This is a genomic window from Mesorhizobium sp. P2_B11 (assembly GCF_056404855.1).
This window is the reverse complement of record NZ_JBFUDF010000004.1, coordinates 552,465-577,144: the sequence shown is the minus strand read 5'-3', so window position 1 is coordinate 577,144 and position 24,680 is coordinate 552,465. Positions and strand designations below refer to the sequence as shown.

Annotated in this window: 22 protein-coding genes; 13 read left to right on the top strand and 9 right to left on the bottom strand. The window is 63.5% G+C overall.

What is annotated here, in order from left to right; translation table 11 throughout:
- Positions 1 to 106: 106 nt before the first annotated feature.
- From AC1DYJ_RS16400 to AC1DYJ_RS16375, 6 genes are all read right to left on the bottom strand, one after another.
- Entirely contained in the window at positions 107 to 1,126 is a 1,020-nt protein-coding gene (locus AC1DYJ_RS16400) for a zinc-binding alcohol dehydrogenase family protein (RefSeq protein WP_477426150.1), read from the bottom strand.
- Between the two features lie 68 nt (positions 1,127 to 1,194).
- The gene (locus tag AC1DYJ_RS16395; protein ID WP_477287576.1) at positions 1,195 to 2,160 is read right to left on the bottom strand and encodes an ABC transporter permease; all 966 of its coding nucleotides are present in this window, start codon (positions 2,158 to 2,160) and stop codon (positions 1,195 to 1,197) included.
- Positions 2,157 to 3,710, bottom strand: coding sequence for a sugar ABC transporter ATP-binding protein (locus tag AC1DYJ_RS16390; protein ID WP_477287578.1), 1,554 nt, complete (start codon positions 3,708 to 3,710; stop codon positions 2,157 to 2,159). The genes AC1DYJ_RS16395 and AC1DYJ_RS16390 overlap by 4 nt, the downstream gene beginning before the upstream one ends.
- Positions 3,711 to 3,858: 148 nt before the next feature.
- Entirely contained in the window at positions 3,859 to 4,854 is a 996-nt protein-coding gene (locus tag AC1DYJ_RS16385) for a substrate-binding domain-containing protein (protein WP_477287580.1), read from the bottom strand.
- A gap of 295 nt (positions 4,855 to 5,149) precedes the next feature.
- Positions 5,150 to 6,148 (bottom strand): aldo/keto reductase, encoded by a 999-nt coding sequence (locus tag AC1DYJ_RS16380; protein ID WP_477287582.1) that lies wholly within the window; start codon positions 6,146 to 6,148, stop codon positions 5,150 to 5,152.
- Positions 6,149 to 6,200: 52 nt separating this feature from the next.
- Positions 6,201 to 7,706 (bottom strand): UxaA family hydrolase, encoded by a 1,506-nt coding sequence (locus AC1DYJ_RS16375; RefSeq protein WP_477287584.1) that lies wholly within the window; start codon positions 7,704 to 7,706, stop codon positions 6,201 to 6,203.
- Between the two features lie 261 nt (positions 7,707 to 7,967).
- On the opposite strand from AC1DYJ_RS16375, the gene AC1DYJ_RS16370 reads away from it, so the two are divergent.
- The 5 genes from AC1DYJ_RS16370 to AC1DYJ_RS16350 all read left to right on the top strand — a co-directional run bounded on the left by AC1DYJ_RS16370 (position 7,968) and on the right by AC1DYJ_RS16350 (position 12,259).
- Positions 7,968 to 8,870, top strand: a complete 903-nt coding sequence (locus tag AC1DYJ_RS16370) for a GntR family transcriptional regulator (RefSeq protein ID WP_477287586.1) — start codon at positions 7,968 to 7,970, stop codon at positions 8,868 to 8,870.
- Between the two features lie 142 nt (positions 8,871 to 9,012).
- A complete protein-coding gene (locus AC1DYJ_RS16365) occupies positions 9,013 to 9,369 on the top strand; it encodes a DUF2946 family protein (protein ID WP_477287784.1) in 357 nt (118 codons plus the stop codon).
- Between the two features lie 101 nt (positions 9,370 to 9,470).
- The gene (locus tag AC1DYJ_RS16360; RefSeq protein ID WP_477287588.1) at positions 9,471 to 10,010 is read left to right on the top strand and encodes a copper chaperone PCu(A)C; all 540 of its coding nucleotides are present in this window, start codon (positions 9,471 to 9,473) and stop codon (positions 10,008 to 10,010) included.
- Positions 10,011 to 10,046: 36 nt separating this feature from the next.
- Positions 10,047 to 10,565 carry a YcnI family copper-binding membrane protein gene (locus AC1DYJ_RS16355; RefSeq protein ID WP_477287590.1) on the top strand — a complete coding sequence of 173 codons (519 nt, stop codon included), beginning with the start codon at positions 10,047 to 10,049 and terminating at the stop codon, positions 10,563 to 10,565.
- Positions 10,566 to 10,618: 53 nt separating this feature from the next.
- On the top strand, positions 10,619 to 12,259 hold the full coding sequence (locus tag AC1DYJ_RS16350; protein WP_477287592.1) for a copper resistance CopC/CopD family protein: 1,641 nt from the start codon (positions 10,619 to 10,621) through the stop codon (positions 12,257 to 12,259).
- Positions 12,260 to 12,284: 25 nt separating this feature from the next.
- Here the strand turns inward: AC1DYJ_RS16350 and AC1DYJ_RS16345 are convergent, their stop codons facing one another.
- Positions 12,285 to 12,722 carry a VOC family protein gene (locus AC1DYJ_RS16345; protein ID WP_477287594.1) on the bottom strand — a complete coding sequence of 146 codons (438 nt, stop codon included), beginning with the start codon at positions 12,720 to 12,722 and terminating at the stop codon, positions 12,285 to 12,287.
- Between the two features lie 236 nt (positions 12,723 to 12,958).
- Here AC1DYJ_RS16345 and gndA point away from each other — a divergent pair, with 236 nt between their 5' ends.
- A complete protein-coding gene (gene gndA / locus AC1DYJ_RS16340) occupies positions 12,959 to 14,386 on the top strand; it encodes an NADP-dependent phosphogluconate dehydrogenase (RefSeq protein WP_477287596.1) in 1,428 nt (475 codons plus the stop codon).
- Here gndA and AC1DYJ_RS16335 read toward each other — a convergent pair.
- Positions 14,383 to 15,438 carry a LacI family transcriptional regulator gene (locus tag AC1DYJ_RS16335; RefSeq protein ID WP_477287598.1) on the bottom strand — a complete coding sequence of 352 codons (1,056 nt, stop codon included), beginning with the start codon at positions 15,436 to 15,438 and terminating at the stop codon, positions 14,383 to 14,385. The genes gndA and AC1DYJ_RS16335 overlap by 4 nt on opposite strands.
- A gap of 395 nt (positions 15,439 to 15,833) precedes the next feature.
- Between AC1DYJ_RS16335 and AC1DYJ_RS16330 the strand changes: the two genes are divergently transcribed.
- The 7 genes from AC1DYJ_RS16330 to mgrA all read left to right on the top strand — a co-directional run bounded on the left by AC1DYJ_RS16330 (position 15,834) and on the right by mgrA (position 23,153).
- A complete protein-coding gene (locus AC1DYJ_RS16330; RefSeq protein ID WP_477287600.1) occupies positions 15,834 to 17,072 on the top strand; it encodes an ABC transporter substrate-binding protein in 1,239 nt (412 codons plus the stop codon).
- Positions 17,073 to 17,153: 81 nt separating this feature from the next.
- On the top strand, positions 17,154 to 18,047 hold the full coding sequence (locus tag AC1DYJ_RS16325) for a carbohydrate ABC transporter permease (RefSeq protein WP_477287602.1): 894 nt from the start codon (positions 17,154 to 17,156) through the stop codon (positions 18,045 to 18,047).
- Positions 18,040 to 18,975, top strand: coding sequence for a carbohydrate ABC transporter permease (locus tag AC1DYJ_RS16320; RefSeq protein WP_477287604.1), 936 nt, complete (start codon positions 18,040 to 18,042; stop codon positions 18,973 to 18,975). The genes AC1DYJ_RS16325 and AC1DYJ_RS16320 overlap by 8 nt, the downstream gene beginning before the upstream one ends.
- 5 nt (positions 18,976 to 18,980) lie before the next feature.
- Positions 18,981 to 20,075 carry an ABC transporter ATP-binding protein gene (locus tag AC1DYJ_RS16315; RefSeq protein WP_477287606.1) on the top strand — a complete coding sequence of 365 codons (1,095 nt, stop codon included), beginning with the start codon at positions 18,981 to 18,983 and terminating at the stop codon, positions 20,073 to 20,075.
- Between the two features lie 74 nt (positions 20,076 to 20,149).
- The gene (locus tag AC1DYJ_RS16310) at positions 20,150 to 20,896 is read left to right on the top strand and encodes a sugar phosphate isomerase/epimerase family protein (RefSeq protein ID WP_477287608.1); all 747 of its coding nucleotides are present in this window, start codon (positions 20,150 to 20,152) and stop codon (positions 20,894 to 20,896) included.
- A gap of 11 nt (positions 20,897 to 20,907) precedes the next feature.
- The gene (locus tag AC1DYJ_RS16305) at positions 20,908 to 22,050 is read left to right on the top strand and encodes a Gfo/Idh/MocA family protein (RefSeq protein ID WP_477287610.1); all 1,143 of its coding nucleotides are present in this window, start codon (positions 20,908 to 20,910) and stop codon (positions 22,048 to 22,050) included.
- 56 nt (positions 22,051 to 22,106) lie between these two features.
- Entirely contained in the window at positions 22,107 to 23,153 is a 1,047-nt protein-coding gene (mgrA, locus tag AC1DYJ_RS16300) for an L-glyceraldehyde 3-phosphate reductase (RefSeq protein WP_477287612.1), read from the top strand.
- Positions 23,154 to 23,242: 89 nt separating this feature from the next.
- On the opposite strand, the gene AC1DYJ_RS16295 is transcribed toward mgrA, so the two are convergent.
- Positions 23,243 to 24,334 carry a S1 family serine peptidase gene (locus tag AC1DYJ_RS16295; RefSeq protein ID WP_477287614.1) on the bottom strand — a complete coding sequence of 364 codons (1,092 nt, stop codon included), beginning with the start codon at positions 24,332 to 24,334 and terminating at the stop codon, positions 23,243 to 23,245.
- Positions 24,335 to 24,680: the final 346 nt, after the last annotated feature.

Below are 24,680 nucleotides of genomic sequence, written 5' to 3'. Positions count from 1 at the left end.
AAACTCGCGCCATTCCTCTCCCCCGTCGATCGGGGGAGAGGTGGCTCGGCGAAGCCGAGACGGAGTGGGGGTCGACCTGGGCGGGCCGTCGTCAGTTCGGGCCGGGTTATGCCCCAACCTCGATGACCGCCTTGATCAGCCCCGATTTCTCGTGCGCCCAGCGAGCGAGATCATCTGGCGTTTTGGCCAGCGTGGTGCGGTGGGTGACAAGTTTCGCCAGCGGCACGGCGCCGTTGCGGATCGAGGCGGCGACGTGGTCGAAGTCGGCTTTCAGCGCGTTGCGGCTGCCGACCAAGGTCATCTCGCGCTTGTGGAATTCCGGATCGGAAAAGACGATGTCGTCCTTGACCACGCTGACCAGCACCAGCGTGCCGCCATGCGCGACATGGGCGAAGGCCGACTGCACCGATTGGGTGTTGCCGGTCGCATCGAAGACCACGTCGAACCCTTCGCCACCGGTAGCATCGCGCACCAGTTCGGCTGCCGTTTTTTGCGAGGCGTCGAGCGTGGCGAAGCCGAGTTCGCTTTCGGCAAAGCCAAGCCGCTCGCTGCTCATGTCGAGCAGGCTGACGTCGAGCCCGGCGATGCGGGCGAAGATGGCTGTGCCAAGCCCGATCGGGCCGGCGCCGATGACCAGCGTGCGGGCGCCTGGTTCAGCGCGGGCGCGGCGCACGGCATGGGCGCCGATGGCCAGGAACTCGACGGCCGCGGCATCGGCCAGCGACAGGCCGTTTGCCGGATAAAGATTCTGCGCCGGCACCAGGATCTGCTCGGCCATGGCGCCGTCGCGATGGACGCCGAGCACTTCGATCCGCACACAGCAATTCGGCTTGCCCTGCCGGCAGGCGATGCATTTGCCGCAAGCGAGATAGGGGTTGATGATGACGGGCTCGCCGACCGCGAGGTCTACGCCTTCGCCGGTCTCGACGACAGTTCCCGACACTTCATGGCCCATGATGCGGGGGTAGGCGAGGAATGGATGTTTGCCCTCGAAGATATGATAGTCGGTGCCGCAGATGCCGACATGGCTGACCGCGATCAGCGCCCAGCCGGCAGGCGGAGCGCCCGGTGCGGCGCGGTCTTCCAGAACAAGGTCGCCGGGCGAGCGGCAGATGACGGCTTTCATTCAGCAATACCAGTGTTCAAAAAAGGCGCCGGTCCGTCGAGCGGACCGGCGAAGACAGTCAGGGAGGATTATTTGCCGCGGCGGCGCAAGCCGTCGAAGTAGACGATGACGATGATCAGCACGCCGGTGATGATGCGCTGCCAGAAGGCGTTGACGTTAAGCAGATTGGCGCCGTTGTTGATGGTGGCGAGAATGAAGGCGCCGAGCAGCGGACCATGCACCGAGCCGACTGCGCCGAACAGCGAGGTTCCGCCGATGACCGACGAGGCAATCGCCTGCAGCTCCCAGCCCTCAGCCTGGGTCGGATTGCCGATGCCGATGCGCGAGGCGAGCAGCACGCCGACGAAGGCGGCGCACAGGCCAGACAGCGTGTAGGCCATGTAGATGGTGCGCTGGACGTTGACGCCAGACAGGCGCGAGGCCTCGGCGTTGGATCCCACAGAGAAGAGATAGCGGCCCCAGCGGCTGTGATGCAGGAAGATGTAGGCCGGGATGCCGACCAGGATCACCATCCAGAACAGGTTGGGGACGCCGATGAAGGAGTTGCGCGAAAACTCCTGGAAGGCGTCGTTGTTGATCGAGATCGAGTTGCCGTTGGTCATCAGCAGGCCGATGCCGCGCAACGAGGTCAACGTCGCTAGCGTGATGATGAAGGGCGGCAGGCCCATCTTGACGATGCCGAAGCCGTGGAACAGGCCGATGGCGACGCCGACGAGCAGCGTCAGCAGGATGGCGATAAAGACCGGCACGCCGGCATTGATCAGCATGGCGGCGATGACGGTGGCGAAGCCGACGACGGCGCCGACCGACAAGTCGATGCCGCCGGTGATGATGACGAAGGTCTGGCCGACCGCCAGGATGGCGATCATCGAGCCCTGGCGCAAAAGGTTCGAGATGTTGTTGGCCGACGCAAAGCTCTGCGTCGACACCGACAGGATGACCCACAACAGAACCAGCAGCGCCAGCAGCGTCAGCCCGAACAGGGCGTTGTAATTGCGTTTCGGTTTTTCGGCAGGAACCGCTTCGGTGCTCATGTCTGTCCTCCCAGCTTTTCTTGTTTCTCGGCGAGCGCCTGTGTGAGAATTTCCTCGTGATCGGCGGTGCGGAAGCCATGCGTGGCGACCAGCTTGCCGCGCCGGAAGACGTGCAGCGTGTCGGCCAGTTCGTAGACTTCCGGCAGATAGGACGAGATCAGGATGATGCCGGCGCCTTTCGACAGAAGCGCGCCGAACAGGCGGTAGATCTCGGCCTTGGTGCCGACATCGACGCCGACCGTCGGCTCGTCGAAGATGAACAGCTTGGCGCCATGTGCCAGCCATTTGCCGATGACGATCTTCTGCTGGTTGCCGCCGGACAGGCTGGAGGCGAGCGCGCCGCGCGTCGGCGTCTTGATCCTGAGGTCGGCGATCTGGCGGTCGGCCTCGGCCTTCTCCTTGGCGCCGGAGATCAGCATGTTGCTGGAAATGCGCTTGTAGATCGGCAGGTTGAGGTTGAGGCCGACCGGCAGGTTCAGGCACAGGCCCTGGTCGCGGCGGCTTTCCGGCGCCAGCGCCATGCCAAGCTTGATCGCGTCGTGTTCGGAATTGATCAGCACCGGCTTTCCTTGCCACAGGATCTGGCCGGCCGACTTCTTGTGGCGGCCATAGAGCGTGGTGACGAACTCGCTGCGGCCGGCGCCGATCAGGCCGTAGAGGCCGACAATCTCGCCGGCGCGCACCGTCATCGAGACGTTCTCGAAGCCCTTGCCCGACAGGTTCCTGGTTTCGACGATCTCGGCGCCAGGCGTGAAATGCTCCTTGTGATAAACCTGCTCGATCGAGCGGTTGATCATCAGCTTGACCAGCTCGGCGTCGTTGGTCTCGGCAATGTTGCGGGTGCCGACCAGCGTGCCGTCGCGCAGCACCGAAACGCGGTCGGCGAGCTCGAAGACTTCTTCCATGCGATGGCTGATGTAGATGATGGTGACGCCTTCGCCCTTCAGCCGGCGGATCAACGTGAACAGCTGGTCGGCTTCCTTGCGCGTGAGGTAAGCGGTCGGCTCGTCGAAGATCAGGAATTTTGTGCCGCGCACGGTGGCCCGGGCTGCGGCGATCAACTGCTGCTGGCCGATGGTGAGGTCGCCCAGCGTAACATGCGCCGGCAGGTCGAAGCCGAGACCGTCGATGATCTTCTGCGCTTCCCTGACCATGGCGCGCTGCTGCAAGATGCCGAAGCGCGAATTCTCCTCGCCGAGGAACATGTTGGCGGCGACGGTGAGGTGGCGGCAGAGCACGACTTCCTGGTGCACGGCATTGATGCCGAGCGCCATCGCCTCGTGCGGGGTGGCGAGTGCGGCCGGCTTGCCTTCCCAGATGACGTCGCCGGAGGTGCGCGGCATGACGCCAGTCAGAAGCTTGATGAGGGTGGATTTGCCGGCGCCGTTTTCGCCGACGATGGCGTGGATCTCGCCTGCCTTGAAGGCAAGGTGGACGGGCTTCAGCGCATGCGTGCCAGGATAGCGCTTTTCCAGCCCGTGCAGTTCGAGGATCGTCCTGCCGGGTGCCAGCGTTGGGGCGGGGTGCAGGTCTTGCGCCGTCGACGTCATGACAATCCTCCCAGATTGGTCTTACGAATGGGCACGAAGCGATGCGGCGTGGCCGCGTCGTCAAGGCACTCGGCCGGCTTCTATCAGGGCCGGTAAGGGATGTTTCCGGGGCAACGAGGCCCCGGAAACGATGCGCTTGTGGAAAGGCTTAGTCGAGCTTCGGATTGAGCAGCGCGTCGATCTTCGGCTCTTTCATGTTGGCCTTGGTGACCAGGTTGGCGCCGGTGTCGACATTGGCTTCGACCTTCTCGCCCTTGGACGCCGCGAGCGCGGTCTTGATGCCGTCATAGCCCATCCGGTAGGGGTCCTGGACGACGAGGCCGGAGATGACGCCGTCATTGAGGAACTTGATCAGCTTCTCGTCGCTGTCGAAACCGATCAGCCCGACCTTGCCGGCAAGGTTGTTCTCGGCGATCGCCTGGCCAACGCCCTGCGCCATGATCAGGTTGGAGGCGAAGATGCCTTTCAGGTCCGGATTGGCGGTGATCAGGTCGGTGGCGATGTTGAGGCCGGTGGTGGCCTGGCCGTCAGCGTATTTGTCGGCGATCAGTTCGAGGCCGGGATACTTGGCCTTGAGCTGTTCCTTAAAACCCTGCGCGCGCTGTTCGAGCGAGCCGGCGCCTGGAAGGGCGGTGATCAGCGCAACCTTGCCCTCGACCTTGCCGCCATTGGCTTCGCCGATGGCTGCGGCAAGACCGTCAGCGGCGACGCGGCCGCCCTGGACGTTGTCGGTGGTCAGGAACGAGGTGAAGGCCTTGGAGTCGGCGCCGGAGTCGATGCCGATGACCTTGACCTTGCTGGCTGCTTCATCGATCGGCTTGCCGAGCGCCTTGAATTCGGTCGGTGAGATGACGACGGCGGCCGGGTTGCCGGCGACGGCGTTCTCGAGGATCGAAATCTGGCCGTTGACGTCGGTTTCAGCCTGGGCGCCGAGTTCCGGCACGTTGACGCCGAGATCCTTGCCGGCCTTGCGGGCGCCGGCCAGAACGATCTGCCAGTAGAAGGACGTGGTGTCCTTGACGATGATCGGAATGGTCACGTCCGCCGCCGAAGCCGGCGCCGTGTGCAACGCGCCGGCAAGCATCGAGGCGGCTGCGAGCGCCACAAGTGAGCGGCGGTTGAGAATGCTGGTCACGAATTTCATTAGGAATCCTCCCTAGATCGCCCGGTGAAGGTTACGGAAGCTCCATTCGGTAGGCGCGGCCCAAACAGAACTTTATCAATAAAAAACAGTTGCCGCTTTTTGATAGTGCATCGACCCAGCCGACGCAAGCGGTGTTTCATATCGGCCTTCGCATGGCTCGGTGGAGAAGCCTCCTTGCCGATCCTCAATGCCACGTCCAGACGCTCCCGATCCTCCTTGACCGTCATGGAATATTAATTCCATCTTCGAGTCAATATGGAATGTTCATTCTTTCCTAGGAATCGCGTGATCGTCGTCAGCCGAGTTCCTGGACGACGGTGTAAGGAGCATATTTGGCGAATTCCGTTTGCGGCACCTTGATGTCGAACAGGTCGAGATTGCGTGTCAGATTGGCGGCTTTGGCCGTTCCGGTCAGCACGCTGGCCACGATCGGCTCGTGCAGCGGGAACTGCAGCGCGGCCGCCGCCAGCGGATAGCCACCCTCGGTGGCGATTATCTCCATCGCGCCGACACGCTCCAATATGTCCTGCGTCGCCGGCAGATAGTCGAAATGCGCGCCGTGCACAGGGCCGGTCGCCAGGATGCCGGAGTTGAAGACGCCGCCGATGATCAGCGAGGTCTGCCGCTGCCGGCAGAGCGGCAAAAGCTCGGCCTCGGCAGAGCGGTCGAGCAGCGAATAGCGGCTGGCAAGCAGGATGCAGTCGAGCGGGGCTTCGCGCAGCACGTCGAGGCAGATCTGCACCTCGTTGACGCCGAGCCCATAGGCGGAAATGACGCCGGACGATTTCAGCTCTTCCAGCGCTTTCAGGCCGCCATCCATCAACTGGCGAAAGTGCAGCTTGGTCTTCTCGACGCCATGCGTGTAGGTGCCGATGTCATGGACAAACAGGATGTCTATCCGGTTTAGCCCAAGCCGCGCATAGGAGAACTCGACCGAGCGCATGATGCCGTCATAGGAATAGTCGTAGTCGAGCGCGAAAGGCAGCGGGTCGACATAGGAATGATCGGGAACCTGATCTTCCGGCACGGGGCGGAACAGGCGCCCGACCTTGGTCGACAGCACATAGGAATCCCGTGGCTTGTAGCGCAGGAAATCGCCGGTCCGCCGTTCCGACAGGCCGAAGCCATAGAAGGGCGCGGTGTCGAAATAGCGCAGGCCGGCCTCCCAGGCGGTCTGCAGCGTCTCCATCGCCGCCTCGCGTGGACAGGCCCGGTAGAGGCCGCCGATCGCCGCCCCACCGAAGCTTATCTCGGTGACCTCGAGCGCAGTCGTGCCGATGCGGCGTTTGTCCATCCAAAGCCTCCCTTGCAGGCTATCTTGCAGCCCGTAGTTTTTTGTCAGTGTTTTACAGCGTTGCGCCGAGGTGCCACGGCACGAACTCATTGTCGCCGTAGCCGAACGCCTCGCTCTTGGTCTTGCGGCCCGATGCGGTCTCGACGATCAATTCGAAGAGTTCGCGGCCCATGCCGGCGATGGTCTTTTCGCCCGAAGCGATGACACCGCAATTGACGTCCATGTCCTCTTCCATCTGGTGGTACATGGTCGAGTTGGTGGCGACCTTGATCGACGGCGTCGGACGGCAGCCGAAGCAGGAGCCGCGGCCGGTGGTGAAGACGATGATGTTGGCGCCGCCCGCCACCTGGCCGGTGGCCGAGACCGGGTCGTAGCCGGGCGTGTCCATGAACACCAGGCCGCTGCCGGTGACCTTCTCGGCATAGCCGAAGACGCCGTTGAGCGGCGTCTGGCCGCCCTTGGCAACGGCGCCCAGCGACTTCTCCAGAATGGTGGTCAGGCCGCCGCGCTTGTTGCCGGGCGAAGGGTTGTTGTCGATCGAGGCGCCATGCTTGGCGACATGGTCTTCCCACCACTTGACGAAACCGTCGAGTTTCTTGGCGATCTCCGGGGTCGCGGCGCGATAGGCGAGCAGATGCTCGGCGCCATAAATCTCCGTCGTCTCGGACAGAATGCCGATGCCGCCGACGCCGGCCAGGATGTCGACGGCAGCGCCAAGTGCTGGATTGGCCGTGATGCCCGACATGCCGTCGGAGCCGCCGCATTGCAGGCCGACGACGATTTCCGAGACCGGGATGGGCTCGCGCTGCAATGTGCCGACTTCCTCGGCGATTTCAGCCAGCACGCCCATGGCCTTTTCCACCGATTTGCGCGACCCGCCGGCGTCCTGGATGTTGAAATGGCGTTTTCCGGCGGCGGCACCCTTCTGGCCGTAAAGGGTGAGCTGATTGACCTCGCAGCCGAGGCCAACCATCAGCACGCCGCCGAAATTCGGATGGCGGGTATAGCCGGCGAGCGTCCGGTGCAGCACCATCATGCCGTCGCCGGTGCCGCTCATGCCGCAGCCCTGGCCGTGGACGATCGGCACGAAGCCGTCGATCCCCGGATATTTCGGCAACAGCACGCGGTTGGCTTCGTCGGCAATGGCATGGCAGACGGTGGCCGAGCAATTGACGCTGGCGATGATGCCGATGAAGTTGCGGGTGCCGGCGCGGCCGTCGGCGCGGCGATAGCCCATGAAGGTGCGGGCGCGATCGGCTTCCGTCGCGTGCTCCGCCTCGCTCGGCGGCACCACCGGCAGGCGGCCGCTCTCGAAAACCAGATTGTGCGAATGGACGTGCTCGCCGGGCGCGATGTCCTGCGTGGCGCGGCCGATCGCCTGCGCATACTTGACCACCGCCTCGCCGGCGGCGATAGGCTTGATCGCCACCTTGTGGCCGGGCTCGATCAAGGCCGTCGCGACGGCTCCGCCGGGCAGAGCGGTACCGATCTCGATGCGGCCATTGGCGACCGCGACATTGTCGGCGGGGGAAAGAAGAATGCTGTTCGAGGCGTTCACGGGCAGTTTCCTGGGTCTGTTCCTGGGGGGATGCGCGGATTGACACGCGTCTGTTTCCATATAATGTCTTTTATCGGGAAAAAACATTTGTGCGTCAATTGTTTTTTCAGGAGGAGACCATGCATCCGATGGACGCGTGGGTTGTAGGGAGCCGCGTCTGACACGCAAAGCGTTTTGCTTTATCGGGTCATGCGCTAGGAACATCTGTGATATCGCGCTTCAAGCCAGCCACAGCAAGCGCCGGCGCGCAACGGGGCAGGGATGTCGAAGAGCAACAACGTCTACAAGGATGCTTACAACAGGGGCCTGCGGCTGCTCGATGAAACGCAGAGTCTGCCGTCCGAGCCGGAGTTGGGCACTCTGCTCGGCGTCAGCCGCACCACGGTGCGCACCATTCTGGCGCGCATGGAAGAAACCGGGCTGATCGCATGGAACAAGCGCAACAAGACGGTGCTCAGGGCGCCGAAGCCGGGCGATTTCTTCCCTGAGGAAGAGACCGACACGCTGGCCCAGATCATCGAGCGCTCGTTCATGCGCAGGCTGCTCGCCGGTGGCGCCGAGGCCGGCATGCAGATCAACGAGCTCGAGCTGGCGCGCGAGATCGGCGTCGGCACCACCAGCGTGCGCGAATTTCTGATCCGATTCTCCCGCTTCGGCCTGATCGAGAAGCGGCGCAACAGTCACTGGGTGCTCAAGGGCTTTACCCGCGCCTTCGCGCTTGAACTCACCGAAATCCGCGAAATGTTCGAACTCCGCTCGGCGGCGGCCTTCGCGGCACTGCCGCAGGACAGTCCGGGCTGGGCCGATCTCGACCGCCTGGAGGACGAGCACCGGCTTCTGGCCAGCGAGATCGCAACGCGCTTCAACGAATTCTCGGAGCTCGACGAGCGCTTCCACCGGCTGATCCACCGGGCGTCACACAATCGCTTCATCGTCGATTTCTACGATGTCATCGCCATGATCTTCCACTACCACTATCAGTGGAACAAGGCGCAGGAGCGCGAGCGCAACGAAGTCGCGGTCGGCGAGCATCTCGCCTATATCGCGGCGCTTAAATCGCGCGATCTCGGCAAGGTCGACGCCGCCTGCCGCAAACATCTGAAGTCGGCGCGCCACACGCTGCTGACGTCGATCCCGGAGATTGGTGTCCGCCCAGCTTCCTGACAGCATTGCACGCGCGACATTGAACGCGCCGCGTTGCCGCAGCGATGATTTGGCGATTTTCCGGCTGCTTGCCGCGTGCTAGACATCTGCCGTTGCTGCGTGAAGAGGCAGGTTTTTGAACATCCGGCGTAAGAGATGGAGCATAACGGCCGCGTTTGTCGCGGCCTGTGTGTTGCTGCTCCAGTCGACGCTCGGCGCCTTTGCTTTCGGCACGGCGCCGGATGCCTCGCAGCTCGACGCTTTCGGCAACGTCATCTGCACCCATGAGGGAGCGGTCCCGCTTCCCGGCGGCGACCCGCACCAGCAGCATATGCCGGCATGTTGCATGCTTGGCTGCAGCATGGCCTCGGTTGCTTATGCGCCGCCGCCCGGTGTCGGCCTGGTCCAGGTCAGCCTGTCCTTCGAGACTGTCGCCTTCGTGCTTGCCTCTGTCAGGCATCCCGATGTCACGCGCGAACGTTCTCCGGCCAATCCGCGCGCGCCGCCGCTTACGGCCTGAAACTGCGGCACCTCGCGTAACCTGCGCGAGCGCCAATCATCCAATCACCGACATTGTTTGCGACCGGCAACGGCGCGACCTCATATTCATGGAGCTTTCCCATGTCCCGTTTTCTTCGTGCCGCCGCATTCCGCCGCAGCACGTCTTTCTTCCGCACGATCGAGCAGCGTCTCGGCAGCGCTGTCTTCGCCTTCGCTCTGTTGGTCGTCGGCGCCCATTCGGCTCTGGCACATGAGTTCAAGGCCGGCGACATCGAGATCGAGCATCCCTGGTCGCGGGCGACGCCTGCCGGCGCCAAGGTCGCCGGCGGCTACTTCACCATCGTCAACAAGGGCAGCGTGCCGGACCGGCTGCTGTCGATAGCCTCCGACATTTCGGCAAAGGCCGAACTGCATGAAATGGGGGTGAAGGACGGCGTCATGACCATGCGCCCGGTCGAAGGCGGCCTGGAAATCCCGGCGGGCGGCAAGATCACGCTCGGCCCCGGCGCCTACCACATAATGTTTATGGATCTGAAGCAGCCGCCCAAAGAAGGCCAGATGTTTGCCGCCACGCTGACCTTCGAGAAGGCCGGAGCGGTGACCGTCGAGTTTGCCGTTCAAGCCATAGGCAGCGCGCCACCCCAGGAAGACAACGACTGACCAATTATTGCCAACCGATTTTCGAGAGGGACCATCATGAACAAGTATCTTTTGCCGGCCGCTGCATGTCTCGTCCTGGGGACAAGTGCCGCCTTCGCCCATATCACGCTCGAGACGCAGGAGGCCGCGGTCGGCTCGACCTACAAGGCCGTGCTGCGTGTGCCGCATGGCTGCGACGGCAAGGCGACGATTGCCGTGCGCGTGCAGATCCCGGAAGGAGTGATCGCGGTGAAGCCGATGCCCAAGCCCGGCTGGACGCTGCAGGTCAAGAAAGGCAAGTACGAGAAATCCTACAAGCTCCACGGCGAGGACGTGACGTCGGGCGTCAAGGAAGTCGACTGGAGCGGCGGCAGCCTGCCGGACGAATTCTACGACGAGTTCGTCTTCCGCGGCACGCTGGCCGCCGATCTGCCGGCCGGCCAGAAGATCTATTTTCCGGTGGTGCAGGAATGCGAAGGCGCCACCACGCGTTGGATAGAGATTCCGGCGGCCGGCCAGGATGAGGATGCGCTGGAAGATCCGGCGCCTGGCCTCAACCTCCTGCCGAAGAAGTGATGCATTGGCGGCGCGCTGCTTTTCAGCGGCGCGCCGCTGTTTCGATGGGTGGCATGAGCGTGGTCTATTTCCAGCGGATAGAACGGACAGTCGGCGGATGTGCCGGCCAGCTGGCTTGGGGCCTGCTGGCCGCGATCCTGCTGCTTGCAGTCCTCGCCGTGCCGAATGCGGCCTTCGCCCATGCGGCGCTGATCAAAGCGGAGCCGGCCGACGGGGCGGTGTTGGCGCAAGCGCCGAGCCAATTTTCGCTGACCTTCAGCGAGCCGGTGTCGCCGCTGGTGCTGACCCTTGTGCGGCCCGACGGCACGCCTGTCGCGCTGACCTCGTTTCGGCTGAACGACCAGACGGTCGAGATCGACAATCCGCAAAAGCTCGGGGCCGGCACGCATGTCCTCAGTTGGCGCGTGATTTCTGAAGACGGCCATCCGGTCGGCGGCTCGGTGGTGTTTTCCGTCGGCGCGCCAAGCCAGGCGCCGGCGGTGGCGGACGCCGTCGATCTGGATCTGCGCTCGGCACTCTGGACCGGCAAGGTTCTTCTCTACATCGGCCTTTTCCTCGGCGTCGGCGGCGCCTTCGCGCTGACCTGGCTGGCGCAAGGCGTGCGCTGGGGTCAGCGTTTCGTCATTGCCGCCATATTGTGCGGCCTGGTCGCAGCACCGCTGTCGCTCGGGTTCCAGGGGCTGGATGCGCTGGGGGCGCCACTTGCCAGGCTGGCGCAACCGGTGGTCTGGCGGACCGGGCTCGGCACCAGTTTTGGATGGACGGTGATAATCGCTCTGGCGGCGCTCGGGCTTGGCCTGTTGTCGCTGGTCGGGCCGCGCGCCGTTGCCAGGCCGCTGGCGCTCGTTGGACTTGTGGGCGTCGGCGCGGCCCTTGCCGCCAGCGGTCATGCCAGTGCAGCCGAGCCGCAATGGCTGACGCGGCCGATGGTGTTCCTGCACGGCGCCGGCATCGCCTTCTGGGCCGGAGCGCTGCTGCCGCTCGGTCTGGCGCTGAACAGCCAATCGGCGGAGGCCGGCGCATTTCTGCGGCGGTTTTCACGCACGATCCTGCCTGTGGTGGCGATGCTTGCAGGGGCGGGCATCGTGCTCGCCATCATCCAGGTGCAGACGCCGGCGGCACTGGTCGACACCGCCTATGGCCGGCTGCTGCTGATCAAGCTGGCGCTGCTGGTGTTTCTGTTCACGCTGGCTGCGGTCAATCGCTGGCGCCTCACCGCCTTGGCCGAGGCCGGAGCGACGGAAGTGCGGCGCCGGCTCAGCCGCTCGATCTCAGTCGAGATGCTGATCGTGCTCCTGATCTTCGGCATTGCTGCCGGCTGGCGCTTCACGCCGCCGCCACGGGCGTTGGCGATCGCCGCGGCGCAGCCGACGTCTACCCATATCCACACGCTGAAGGCAATGGCCGACATCGACATCACGCCCGGCCACACCGGGGAGGTCACCGCTTCCATCGTCGTCATGGACGGCGATTTCGGTCCGCTCGACGCCAAGGAAGTGACGCTGGTGCTGTCCAAGCCCGATTCCGGCATCGAGCCGATCAAGCGTCCAGCGACCAAGCCCGGCGACGGCACCTGGCGCGTCGATAATCTCGTCATCCCGGTACCCGGCCGCTGGACGGCTCGGCTCGATATACTCATCTCGGACTTTGACATTGTGAAGATAGAGGCGCCGATCGATATCCGTGCCGAGTGAAATTCAGCCGGCCTGCGAAGTGCGCTCAGCCGAGTTCCTGGGCTAGTCCGATCAGATGCCCTTCAGGCCCGCGGATGTAGCAGAGCCGATACACATCCTGGTAACGGACGACTTCACCGACGAGCTCCGCGCCACGCTTGCGGAGCCTTTCAAGCGTGTCGTCGATGTCGTCCACGGTAAACATGACGCGGAGGTAGCCCAGAGCGTTCACCGGGGCGTTGCGATGATCGGCGACGACAGGCGGCGTGAGGAAGCGGGAGAGCTCGAGCCGGCTATGGCCGTCCGGCGTGCGCATCATGGCAATCTCGACCCGCTGATCGCCCAGTCCAGTGACACGTCCGGACCATTCGCCTTCGATCGTCGCCCGCCCTTCGAGCTCGAGGCCGAGTACGCGAAAGAAGGCAATCGTCACTTCGAGGTTCTCGACGACGATTCCTACATTGTCCATCCGTTTGACTGCCATGCGTCCAACCTAACGCCATATGTTCGATCGGCAAGGCGTTGGCGGGTCACCAACGGACACTTCCTGACTCGGTCTGACCTGGATCTCACGCAGCACGGGGCCGTCACAATTCAGCGAAGCGGTTGACGCGGCGCGAAAGGCCCGTCAATCATCTGGCCGAAGAACGGGCATCTCGCCGAAACGGGCATCCCCGCAAAACGCGCCTCAACAAAAGATCCGAAAACAGGGAAGAAACGATGGAAAAAGCCGAAATCGGCCTGATCGGCCTTGGCACGATGGGCTCCAACCTGGCGCTCAACATCGCCGAGCACGGGCACCGCATCGCCGTCTTCAACCGCACCAAAGCGCGTACCGACGCCTTCCTCGAAAGCGCCGGCGCGCTGCGCGACAGGGTGGTGCCCTGCTACAGCCTGGAGGAACTCGCCGAATCCATCCGGCCGCCGCGGCCGATCATCATCATGGTGCTGGCCGGCAAGCCGGTCGACGAACAGATCGAAGCGTTGCGCGGCGTGCTGTCGGCCAACGACATCGTCATCGACGCCGGCAATGCCAATTTCCGCGACACGATGCGGCGCTTTTCCGAGCTGTCCGGCTCCGGCCTGACCTTCATCGGCATGGGTGTGTCCGGCGGCGAGGAGGGCGCGCGCCATGGGCCGTCGATCATGGTCGGCGGCACCGAAGAATCCTGGAAGCGTGTCGAAAGCGTGCTGACCGCGATCTCGGCCAAGTTCAAGGACGAACCGTGCGCCGCCTGGCTCGGCACCGATGGTGCCGGGCATTTCGTGAAGACCATCCACAACGGCATCGAATATGCCGACATGCAGATGATCGCCGAGATCTACGGCATCCTGCGCGACGGTCTCGGCATGGGGCCAAAGGAGATCGGCAAGGTCTTCGAAGACTGGAACAAGGGCCGGCTCGATTCGTATCTGATCGAGATCACCGCCAAGGTGCTGGCCGCCGACGATCCCAAGACCGGCAAGCCGGTGGTCGATATCATCCTTGACCGCGCCGGCCAGAAGGGCACCGGCAAATGGTCGGTCATCGAGGCGCAGCAGCTCGGCATTCCGGCCACCGCCATCGAGGCCGCAGTGGCGGCACGCGTGCTGTCGTCGATCAAGGACGAGCGTCAGGCGGCGGAAAAGGCCTATGGTAATATCGGCGTGACCAGGGTCTCCGGCGACAAGGCGGCACTTCTGAAAGACCTGGAGCTGGCGCTGCTCGCCGGCAAGATCGCCGCCTATGCGCAAGGTTTCGCGGTGATGAGCGGCGCCTCGAAGGAGTTCAACTGGAACCTGCCGATGCCGACCATTGCCAAGATCTGGCGTGCCGGCTGCATCATCCGCTCGCAAATGCTCGACACGATGGCGGAGGCCTTCGGCTCCGGCGGTGCTTCCACCAACCTTTTGATGGCGCCGGCCTTCATCACCATGATGCAGGAGGCGCATCCGTCGCTCCGGCGCATCGTCGCCAAGGCTTCCGAAGCCGGCTCGCCGGTGCCGGCGCTGGCATCGGCGCTCGCTTATTTCGACAGCTACCGCCAGGGCCGCGGCACGTCGAACCTGATCCAGGCGCAGCGCGATTTCTTTGGCGCGCACGGCTTCGAGCGCATCGGCGAGCAGGGGGCTTCCCATGGACCGTGGGGCAGCGGCGGGGCGGGTTAATCGGCCGTAGGGTTGCGATAAGCGACCACGTCACCCGGCTTGACCACTGTCTGCAAAGAGCCGGGTGCGCCGCCGCCGATCCAGCCGAGCACGGCGCGGGCGAGCTCGGTGCCGGCGAGCCGGAAGTTCTCGTTGACGACCAGCAATTCCCGGCGGAACAGATGCAGCAGTTCCGACGACTGTTTCGACACCACATCGACGTCGCGGCCGAGTTTCAGGCCGGCATCCTCGATGCCGGCGACGATGGCCAGCGTCGCGGCCGCGGCGCTGCTGACGAAACCGTCCGGCCTGATGTCGCGGCGCATCAATTGCGCGGTCCGCGTCCTGATCTGATCGATCGACTGGTCGATTGAAACGGTGTTGAACGGCACTTCGCTGGCGCCGACCTCGCCCAGCGCATCGGCAAAGCCGTTCACCGTGTGGCCGTAATAGGTGAGCCCGACCGGCGGCGTCACCAGCGCCAGCCGGCGCCGGCCCATGCCGGCCAGATGCCGTACCGCCTCGGCGGCGAAGGCGTAATTGTCGAAGTCATGATAGGGATGCACGAGCCCCATATCGGTGCGGCCATGCGTGGCGAAGGGAATGCCGCGCTCCAGCATATAGCGGGCGCGCGGGTCATTGGGCTGCGTGCGCGAAATGATGACGCCGTCGGCCGAGCCGGACTCGACCAGATACTTCACCGGGTCCAGCGGATCCTGCGAGCGCGAATAGGGCGTGACGATCAGGTGATAGGGCGTGTCGGCAATCACTTCGGTGACGCCGTAGATGATATCCGAGACGAAGCTCATCAGTTCGTGCTCGGTGTTGAGCACCAGACTGATGACGTTGGTCTTGCCGGTTCTGAGGCGCACGCCGGCGCGGTTCGGCCGGTAGCCGATCTGCCTGGCGACGAGCTGGACGCGCCGCCTGGTCTCGGCGCCGATCTCCGGGGCATCCTTCAACGCGCGCGAGACGGTGGTGACGCCGAGCCCGGTCATGAAGGCAAGCGTCTTCAGCGTCGGGCGCTCATGCGCCGACGCGTCGCCGTCCTTGTCCGTCTGGTCCCTGTCCATTCGTCCCGCCCCATCAGGCGCATAGCAGTCGCCGGCTCAACCGACAATCACTTCCATAGCGATGTGGCACGGCAGTTCACCCGCCAAGCGTCATATACTGAAACGTTACAGATTGCCAATCACGCTGCCGCCAGCGGTTCCCAAGCCATGGTTCTTGCAAGGTTTTCGCTGTCGTGGCGTCACGCGATCCGTCTCGGCTTGTGATGGATTTCTTGCGCTGCAGCATGATTTCGCAGCGCAACAGCCTACTTTTTTGCCGGGTTTGGCGGCTTGCGCGCAAGGAATTTGTTCGCGTCTCGAAAAAATATCGGACCGACTTTCGCTGAGGGGTTGCGCGCACCGCACAATTGCCGTATCGAAAATCTGTAACGTTTCAGATTCTGGGAGGAACCGAAATGCGATATAAACTTTTGACCGCTGCTCTTGCCGCGACGGCCGCGCTGCAATTTGCCGGCCCGGCAGCCGCGACCGACCTCGAAGTCACCCATTGGTGGACCTCGGGCGGCGAGGCGGCGGCGGTTGCGGAACTCGCCAAGGCCTTCGATGCGACCGGCAATCACTGGGTCGATGGCGCCATTGCCGGGTCCGGCGGCACCGCGCGGCCGATCATGATCAGCCGCATCACCGGCGGCGATCCGATGGGCGCCACCCAGTTCAACCATGGCCGGCAGGCGGAAGAGCTGGTGCAGGCCGGTCTGATGCGCGACCTCACCGACGTCGCCACCAAGGGCAAGTGGACGGAACTAGTGCGGCCGAAGAGCCTGCTCGACTCGTGCACCATCGACGGCAAGATCTATTGCGTGCCGGTCAACATCCATTCCTGGCAGTGGCTGTGGCTGTCGAACGAGGCCTTCGCCAAGGCTGGCGTGCCGACGCCGAAAGACTGGAATGAATTCGTCGCGGCAGCGCCCGCGCTGGAAAAGGCCGGCATCATCCCGCTCGCCGTCGGCGGACAGGCATGGCAGTCCTCCGGCGCCTTCGACGTGCTGCTGGCAGCCGTTGGCGGCTCCGATGCATTCCTCAAGGTCTACAAGGACAAGGACGCCAAGTTTGCCGCCGGCCCCGAGATCGCCAAGGTCTTCAAGGCTGCCGACGACGCCCGCAAGATGGCCAAGAACACCAATGTCCAGGACTGGAACCAGGCGACCAATCTGGTCATCACCGGCAAGGCCGGCGGCCAGATCATGGGCGACTGGGCGCAAGGCGAATTCCAGGTTGCCGGCAAGGTCGCGGGTAAGGACTACACCTGCCTGCCGGGCCTTGGCCTGAACGAAGTGATCGCCACCGGCGGCGACGCTTTCTACTTCCCGCTGCTCAAGGATGCCGACAAGTCCAAGGCGCAGGAAGTGCTGGCCGAAACGCTGCTCGACCCCAAGACGCAGGTCGCCTTCAACCTGAAGAAGGGCTCGCTGCCGGTGCGCGGCGACGTCGACCTGAACGCTGCCAACGACTGCATGAAGAAGGGCCTCGCGATCCTCGCCAAGGGCGCCGTCATCCCGTGGACGGACCAGCTGATGTCGCAGGACACCCAGAAGCAGAAAGAGGATCTCTTCGCCGAATTCTTCGCCAAGCCAGACATGACCGTCGAAGAGGCGCAGAAGCGCTTCGCCGACCTCATCGCGGCGGCAGATTGACGTTGGAGGCAATCCGCCTCGCTCCCGGCCTTGCCACAAGCAGGGCCGGGACCGTACGCCCTTACCCAGCCGGCTGACGAGATGAGCAAGAGCGAACGCCCCAACCCGCTGTTCCGCAACCTCAATGCGAAGGTCGCCTCGATCCCGATGATCCTCACCGCGTCGGTGGTGTTCGTCGGCGGCACCGTCTGGACGGTGCTCTATTCCTTCACCAATTCGAAGCTGTTGCCGCGCCTGAATTTCGTCGGGCTCGATCAGTATTACCGGCTGTGGGCGACGCCGCGCTGGCTGGTCTCGATCGAGAACCTGTTGATCTACGGCGCGATCTCGCTGGTGTTCTCGCTGGTCATCGGCTTTCTGCTGGCGGCCCTGCTCGACCAGAAGATCCGGTTCGAGGATACGTTCCGCACCATCTTCCTCTACCCGTTCGCGCTGTCCTTCATCGTCACCGGCCTCGTCTGGCAGTGGCTGCTCAATCCGGATTTCGGCATCCAGCATGTGGTGCGGGACCTCGGCTGGACAAGCTTCGCCTTCGATCCGCTCTATAACTCCAGCATCGTCATCTACGGCATTTCGATCGCGGCGCTGTGGCAAGGCACCGGCCTCATCATGTGCCTGATGCTGGCCGGGCTGCGCGGCATCGACGAAGACATCTGGAAGGCGGCTCGGGTCGACGGGATCCCGATGTGGAAGACCTACCTGTTCATCGTCATCCCGATGATGCGGCCGGTCTTCATCACCACGCTGGTCATCATCGCGTCGGGCATCGTCAAGGTCTACGACCTCGTCGTCGCCCAGACCAGCGGCGGCCCGGGCATCGCCTCCGAAGTGCCGGCAAAATATGTCTACGACTACATGTTCTTCGCCCAGAATCTCGGCCAGGGCTTTGCCGCCTCGACCATGATGCTGCTTTCGGTGGTGATCGTCGTCGTGCCGTGGGCCTATCTCGAATTTGGAGGTCGGAAGCGTGGCTGACCAGGCCGTCTCCTTGCCCGCCGGCGCGGGCGCCGTCGAGCGCGAAACCTTGGGGCCGCGCGGGCCGAAGCCGCGGCACGTTTTCTCGCGCCGCAACATCTTCCTCTATGGCACGCTGTTCGTGATGGCGGTCTACTATTTGCTGCCGCTTTACGTGATGGTCGTCACTTCGCTCAAGGGCATGCCCGAGATCCGGCTTGGCAACATCTTCTCGCCGCCGCTCGAAATCACCTTCGAGCCGTGGGTCAAGGCGTGGGCGACGGCCTGCACCGGCCTCAATTGCGACGGGCTTTCGCGCGGCTTCTGGAATTCGGTGCGCATCACGGTACCGTCGGTGTTGCTGTCGATCGCGATTGCCTCGGTCAACGGCTATGCACTCGCCAACTGGCGCTTCAAGGGCGCCGACACGTTCTTCGTTATCCTGATCGTCGGCGCGTTCATCCCCTACCAGGTGATGATCTATCCGATCGTCATCATCCTGCGCGAGATTGGCCTCTATGGCAGCTTGAGCGGCTTGGTGATCGTGCATTCGATCTTCGGCATGCCGATCCTGACGCTGTTGTTCCGCAACTACTTCGCCTCGATGCCGGAGGAACTGTTCCGGGCGGCGCGCGTCGACGGCGCCGGCTTCTGGGGCATCTTCCTGCGCATCATGGCGCCGATGTCGCTGCCGATCTTCGTCGTCGCCATCATCCTGCAGGTCACCGGTATCTGGAACGACTTCCTGTTCGGCGTTGTCTACACCCGTCCCGACACCTATCCGATGACGGTGCAGCTCAACAACATCGTCAATTCGGTGCAAGGCGTGAAGGAGTACAACGTCAACATGGCCGCCACCATCCTGACCGGCCTCGTGCCACTCATCGTCTACTTCATCTCCGGCAAGCTTTTCGTGCGCGGCATCGCCGCCGGCGCGGTGAAAGGGTGATGGGTATGACGGCAGCCAACGGCACCAGCGTTTCGATCCAGGACCTGTCGCTGAATTTCGGCTCGGTATCGGTGCTGCAGACGCTCAACCTCGACGTCGCCGAGGGCGAGTTCATCGTGCTGCTCGGCCCCTCGGGCTGCGGCAAGTCGACCTTGCTCAACTGCATCGCCGGCCTGCTCGATATCTCCGACGGCCGCATCTTCATCAAGGGCAAAAACGTCACCTGGGAGGAGCCCAAGGACCGCGGCATCGGCATGGTGTTCCAGTCCTACGCGCTCTATCCGCAAATGACGGTGGAGAAGAACCTGTCCTTCGGCCTGCGCGTTGCCGGCGTGCCCAAAGACGAGATCGCCAAGCGCATCGCCCGCGCCGCCGAAATCCTGCAGATCGAGCCGCTGCTGCAGCGCAAGCCGGCGGCGTTGTCGGGCGGCCAGCGCCAGCGCGTGGCGATCGGGCGGGCGCTGGTACGCGACGTCGACGTCTTCCTGTTCGATGAGCCGCTGTCCAATCTCGATGCCAAGCTGCGCGCCGAGCTGCGGGTCGAGATCAAGCTTCTGCACCGCAATCTGCAGAACACCATGATCTACGTCACCCACGACCAGATCGAGGCAATGACGCTGGCCGATCGCATTGCGGTGATGAAAGGCGGCGTCATCCAGCAGCTCGACGCGCCGCAGACGATCTACAACCGTCCGGTCAACCGGTTTGTCGCCGGCTTCCTCGGCTCGCCGGCGATGAATTTCCTCGAGGGGGAACTGGAGGCCGGTCCGACGTTCAAGACCGACGGCATCTCGGTGCCGCTCGAGCGCTATGCCTTTGACGGTACGGAGCGTCCGACCGGCGCTTGCGTGCTCGGCATCCGGCCCGAACACATCGCCTTCGGTGATGCGGCCAAGTCGATGCCATTTTCTGCCAGCGGTTCGGTCGAGATCGTCGAGCCGATGGGTTCCGACACGCTGGTATGGACCAAGCTCGGCGGCCGCAACCTCTCTTTCCGCGTCGAGGCGGAACGGACGCTGCGCAGCGGCGACCCGGTTCAGTTCGGCTTCGATCCGGCGCGCGCCTCGCTGTTCGATGCCGCCACCGGCAATCGCCTGTAATTTCTGAGAATCATCTAATCACATCCCCCAAGACGATCCCCCAAGACCCACCACCCAAGAAACGGACAAAGACGATGAACTGGTCATTCCAACTCTACAGCGCCCGCAATTTCCTGCCCTGGGACGGCATCCTCAACATGCTGGGCAAGGTCGGCTACAAGGAAGTCGAAGGTTTTGGTGGCGTCTATGACGACCCTAAGGCGTTCCGCGCCGAACTCGACAAGAACGGGCTTGCGATGCCGACCGGGCATTTCTCGATCGATGCGCTGGAGAACGATTTCGACGGCGTGCGCAAAACAGCCGACGCACTCGGCATCTCGCTGGTCATCTGTCCCTATCTCCTGGCCGAGCAGCGGCCGGCAGACGCGGCCGGCTGGCGCGGCTTCGGCGAGCGGCTGGCCAAGGTCGGCGAAACCGCAAAAAAGGCCGGCTATGGCTTTGCCTGGCACAACCACGATTTCGAGTTCAAGACACTCGCCGACGGATCGGTGCCGCAGGACCATATCCTGTCGGCCGCGCCTGACATCGGCTGGGAGATGGACGTCGCCTGGGTGATCCGCGGCGGCGTCGATCCGTTGCCGTGGATCGAAAAGCACGGCAAGCGCATCAGCGCCGTCCATGTCAAGGACATGGCCAAATCGGGCGAAGGCCTCGACGAGGATGGCTGGGCCGATGTCGGCCACGGCACCATAGACTGGGCCGGCCTGATCAAGGCGCTGCGCGCCAAGACCCCGGCCAAGTACTACGTCATGGAACAGGACAATCCCAACAACATCGAGCGCTTCGCCAGCCGCTCGCTCGCTTCCGTCAAGGCTTACTAGGAACAACCATCATGGCAAAGAAACTGGGTATCGGCGTCATCGGCTGCGGCAACATCTCGAAGGCGTATTTCTCGCTGGCGCCGCTGTTTCGCGGCATCGAGATGCGCGCTTGCGCTGACATCAACATGGACGCGGCCAAGGCACGGGCGAAGGAGTTCAAGCTGCGCGCCGAGACCGTCGACGAACTGCTCAAGGACGACGAGATCGACATCATCGTCAACCTGACCATCCCGGCGGTGCACTACGAGGTGTCGAAGCAGATCCTCGACGCCGGCAAGCATGTCTATTCGGAAAAGCCGTTCGTGCTGTCGATCAAGGAAGGGCTCGACCTGAAAAGCCGTGCCGAGAAGAAGGGTCTGCGCATCGGCTCGGCTCCGGACACTTTCCTCGGCGGCGCGCACCAGCTGGTGCGCAATCTCATCGACAACGGCACGCTGGGCAAGATCACCAGTGGCACCTGCCATGTCATGGGTCATGGCATGGAGCACTGGCATCCCAATCCGGATTTCTTTTTCCAGCCGGGTGCGGGGCCGGTGCTCGATATCGGACCCTACTACATCACCAACCTGATCCAGCTGATCGGGCCGGTGAAACAGGTGGCGGCCGTCGCGACGACGCCTGCCAAGGAACGCACCATCAGCTCAAAGCCGCGTGCGGGTGAAAAGGTCCCGGTCAACACGCCGACGACCATCCACGGCCTGCTCGAGTTCGAGAACGGCGCCGTGATCACGCTCAACACCAGCTGGGACGTCTGGAGCCACGGCCATGCGCCGATGGAACTCTATGGCGAGGCGGGTACGGTGTATGTGCCGGACCCGAATTTCTTCGGCGGCGACGTGCGCATCACCGAAGCAGCCAAGCCGGTGAAGAAGCTGCCGAAATGGAAGCATCCGTTCGGCGTGCCGAACGAAATGCACGGGCAGGGCATGATGGCCAATTACCGCACCGCAGGCCTTGCCGACATGGCGCTGGCGATCGCCGAGGGCCGTCCGCATCGCTGCTCGATGGAGCTGGCGCTGCATGCTGTCGACGTCATGACCGGCCTGTTGCGGTCGGGCGAGACCGGCAAGTTCGTCGCCATGCAGACGACGTGCGAGCGGCCGGCGGCACTCGGCGTCAAGGACGCAAAAGGGCTGTTGGCGAAGACGAAATGAGGTAGAAGGGTGTCGGCGCGCTCGCGCCGACACCCTTTCAATCCAGGATACATCCCATGCGCTGGCAGCCGGCTGAAAACCGCTATGAGAAAATGGTCTACAACAGGTGCGGGCGATCCGGCCTGAAACTGCCGGCGATCTCGCTCGGCCTGTGGCACAATTTCGGCAACGACACGCCGCACAAGACCAAGCAGGCGATCGCGCGCAAGGCCTTCGATCTCGGCATCACCCATTTCGATCTCGCCAACAACTACGGTCCACCGCCCGGCTCGGCGGAAACCGCCTTCGGCGAAATCCTGCGCACCGATTTCGCCGGCTATCGCGACGAGCTGATCATCTCGACCAAGGCCGGCTACGAGATGTGGGCCGGCCCTTACGGCGAATGGGGCAGCCGCAAATATGTGCTGGCCAGCCTTGACCAGAGCCTGAAGCGGATGGGGCTCGACTATGTCGACATCTTCTATTCGCATCGCTTCGATCCCGACACGCCACTCGAAGAAACGATGGGCGCGCTCGACCATGCGGTGCGTTCGGGCAAGGCGCTCTATGCCGGTATCTCGTCCTACAATTCGCAGCGCACGCGCGAAGCGGCCGACATATTGAAGCAGCTTGGCACGCCCTGCATCATCCATCAGCCAAGCTATTCGATGCTCAACCGCTGGGTCGAAGAGGACGGGCTGCTCGATACGCTGGAAGGGCTCGGCGTCGGCTCGATCGTGTTTTCGCCGCTGGCGCAAGGCATGCTGACCGACAAATATCTGGGCGGCATTCCCGAGGGCAGCCGCGCTTCCCAGGGCAAGTCGCTGCGGCCGGCCTTCATCAACGACAAGACCATCGCCAACATCCAGGCGCTGAACAAGATCGCCGGCAAGCGTGGCCAGACGCTGGCGCAGATGGCTTTGGCCTGGGTGCTGCGCAAGGGCCGGGTGACCTCGGCGCTGATCGGCGCCAGTCGGCCGGAGCAGGTCGAAGACTGCGTCGGCGCGCTCAAGGTGCTCGAGTTCAGCGATGCCGAGCTGGCCGAGATCGACGCTTACGCGCGCGAGTCCGACATCAATCTGTGGGCAGCTTCGGCGGAACGCAAAGGACCGCCGCGGAAGTGAACTAAAACACAGCCGGCAAACGATACGAATGAAAACGGCGGGAATATCCCGCCGTTTGCATTTTCATGAGACGATGAACCGCTCTTGCCTCAGGGCTTCTTGGCGGTGCCGAGGCCAGCCTTGGGCGCTGTCCCGGCTGCCGGAGCCGGTGTTTTCATCTTGGCCTCGATCCAGCCGGTGTAGTTGGCCAGCCGCGTGTAGATGCCATAGGCGTTCTTGTGGCCGCAGGCGGCGGTGCCGTCGGACGGGCCTTCGCCCCAGCTGACGACGCCGACCTGGACCGGGCCGTCGGCGCCGGTCATGAACAGCGGACCGCCGCTGTCGCCGTTGCAAGCATCGCGTTCGCCGCTGTCGGTGCCGGCGCAGATCATGTTGTTGGTCAGCGGATCGGACATATCGGCGGCAATCGCATTGGCGGCGGCATCGATGCCCTTCTCCGAATAACGCATGCGGCGCGAGAGATCGCTGAGCGCCGCCTTCAGGTCATGCGCGTAGATCGACTTGATGCCGCTGTTGCAGGCAGCGCTCGGCTCGAGATCGAGATCGGCCACCATCAGCGTGGTCGGGAAGGTGCCGTCCTGCATCTTGCCCCAGCCGATGACCGTGGTCTTGCCGCTGTCGGGCGTCGGCTCATTGGTGATCTTGATGACCGGCGCATCGGCGGGTTCCGCCAGCCGCAGCAGGCCGAGGTCGTTGTCCAGCGTCTGTTCGCTGTAGCCTTCGTTGACGATAACCTCGACCACCTTGTAGCGCTTGCCTTCGGTGAGATCGGTAGCGCCAGTCAGCACGGTCACCGTGTCGGGTGAAATCGGCCGGCCCTTGTCGTTGAGGCAATGGGCCGCCGTCAGCACCCATTGCGGTGCAATCAGGCTGCCGCCGCAGAACTGCGCATTCGGCTGCGAGGCCGGGCTGGGGTCCAGCCGGGCGGTGGTCAGCAGCGCCACCTGGAACGGATAGGCACCCTTGTCGGCTTCCTTGCCGCCATAGACGCGGTCGGCACCGTCAGGGTTCTCGGCCTTGGCCTTGTCCCGGGCTTCGGCGACGCGCTGCATCGGCGAGACCGCCGCTTCCGGCCTGACGGCGGCGTCGTCCGCATACAGCACGTTGACGGCGGGAAAGGCGGCTGCGATGCCCAACAGCGATGCAGCGGCGAGCGGCCTGAACCGATGGATAATGTTCACCTTGAAACCTCCTGAGATGAAAATTGGCGGGCCATACCAACCTAGCGCAAAATCAGCGTAAGCGAACCCGGTACGCCGCTCGCACCTTGCGCCAGATCGAACTGCGCGTGCGAGCGGTCATAAAACCGAAACACCACTTTTGCTAATCGTGCCCCCGTCGGGCAGAGCCCACCCAAACCCTATAGCCCCCCACGGGCTACGCGGAAGCGATTTGTCATTGCCAATGTTGGATTATTTTAGGCAGTATATCGACGCGGATGCGTTTGGCGGAGGGCTTTAACGAGGCCGCCCGGAACGATGATCCGATACGGGCGGGTAACCAAACTGATTTTTTAACGCCACCACG

What these genes read in the sequence shown, in the direction of transcription:
- AC1DYJ_RS16400 (WP_477426150.1), bottom strand. Translation starts at nt 1,126, where the DNA reads ATGAAAGCCGTCATCTGCCGCTCGCCCGGCGACCTTGTTCTGGAAGAC.
- mgrA (WP_477287612.1), top strand. Translation starts at nt 22,107, where the DNA reads ATGCGCTGGCAGCCGGCTGAAAACCGCTATGAGAAAATGGTCTACAAC.
- AC1DYJ_RS16315 (WP_477287606.1), top strand. Translation starts at nt 18,981, where the DNA reads ATGACGGCAGCCAACGGCACCAGCGTTTCGATCCAGGACCTGTCGCTG.
- AC1DYJ_RS16380 (WP_477287582.1), bottom strand. Translation starts at nt 6,148, where the DNA reads ATGGACAAACGCCGCATCGGCACGACTGCGCTCGAGGTCACCGAGATA.
- AC1DYJ_RS16330 (WP_477287600.1), top strand. Translation starts at nt 15,834, where the DNA reads ATGCGATATAAACTTTTGACCGCTGCTCTTGCCGCGACGGCCGCGCTG.
- gndA (WP_477287596.1), top strand. Translation starts at nt 12,959, where the DNA reads ATGGAAAAAGCCGAAATCGGCCTGATCGGCCTTGGCACGATGGGCTCC.
- AC1DYJ_RS16355 (WP_477287590.1), top strand. Translation starts at nt 10,047, where the DNA reads ATGAACAAGTATCTTTTGCCGGCCGCTGCATGTCTCGTCCTGGGGACA.
- AC1DYJ_RS16385 (WP_477287580.1), bottom strand. Translation starts at nt 4,854, where the DNA reads ATGAAATTCGTGACCAGCATTCTCAACCGCCGCTCACTTGTGGCGCTC.
- AC1DYJ_RS16390 (WP_477287578.1), bottom strand. Translation starts at nt 3,710, where the DNA reads ATGACGTCGACGGCGCAAGACCTGCACCCCGCCCCAACGCTGGCACCC.
- AC1DYJ_RS16350 (WP_477287592.1), top strand. Translation starts at nt 10,619, where the DNA reads ATGAGCGTGGTCTATTTCCAGCGGATAGAACGGACAGTCGGCGGATGT.
- AC1DYJ_RS16395 (WP_477287576.1), bottom strand. Translation starts at nt 2,160, where the DNA reads ATGAGCACCGAAGCGGTTCCTGCCGAAAAACCGAAACGCAATTACAAC.
- AC1DYJ_RS16370 (WP_477287586.1), top strand. Translation starts at nt 7,968, where the DNA reads ATGTCGAAGAGCAACAACGTCTACAAGGATGCTTACAACAGGGGCCTG.
- AC1DYJ_RS16305 (WP_477287610.1), top strand. Translation starts at nt 20,908, where the DNA reads ATGGCAAAGAAACTGGGTATCGGCGTCATCGGCTGCGGCAACATCTCG.
- AC1DYJ_RS16345 (WP_477287594.1), bottom strand. Translation starts at nt 12,722, where the DNA reads ATGGCAGTCAAACGGATGGACAATGTAGGAATCGTCGTCGAGAACCTC.
- AC1DYJ_RS16360 (WP_477287588.1), top strand. Translation starts at nt 9,471, where the DNA reads ATGTCCCGTTTTCTTCGTGCCGCCGCATTCCGCCGCAGCACGTCTTTC.
- AC1DYJ_RS16310 (WP_477287608.1), top strand. Translation starts at nt 20,150, where the DNA reads ATGAACTGGTCATTCCAACTCTACAGCGCCCGCAATTTCCTGCCCTGG.
- AC1DYJ_RS16325 (WP_477287602.1), top strand. Translation starts at nt 17,154, where the DNA reads ATGAGCAAGAGCGAACGCCCCAACCCGCTGTTCCGCAACCTCAATGCG.
- AC1DYJ_RS16335 (WP_477287598.1), bottom strand. Translation starts at nt 15,438, where the DNA reads ATGGACAGGGACCAGACGGACAAGGACGGCGACGCGTCGGCGCATGAG.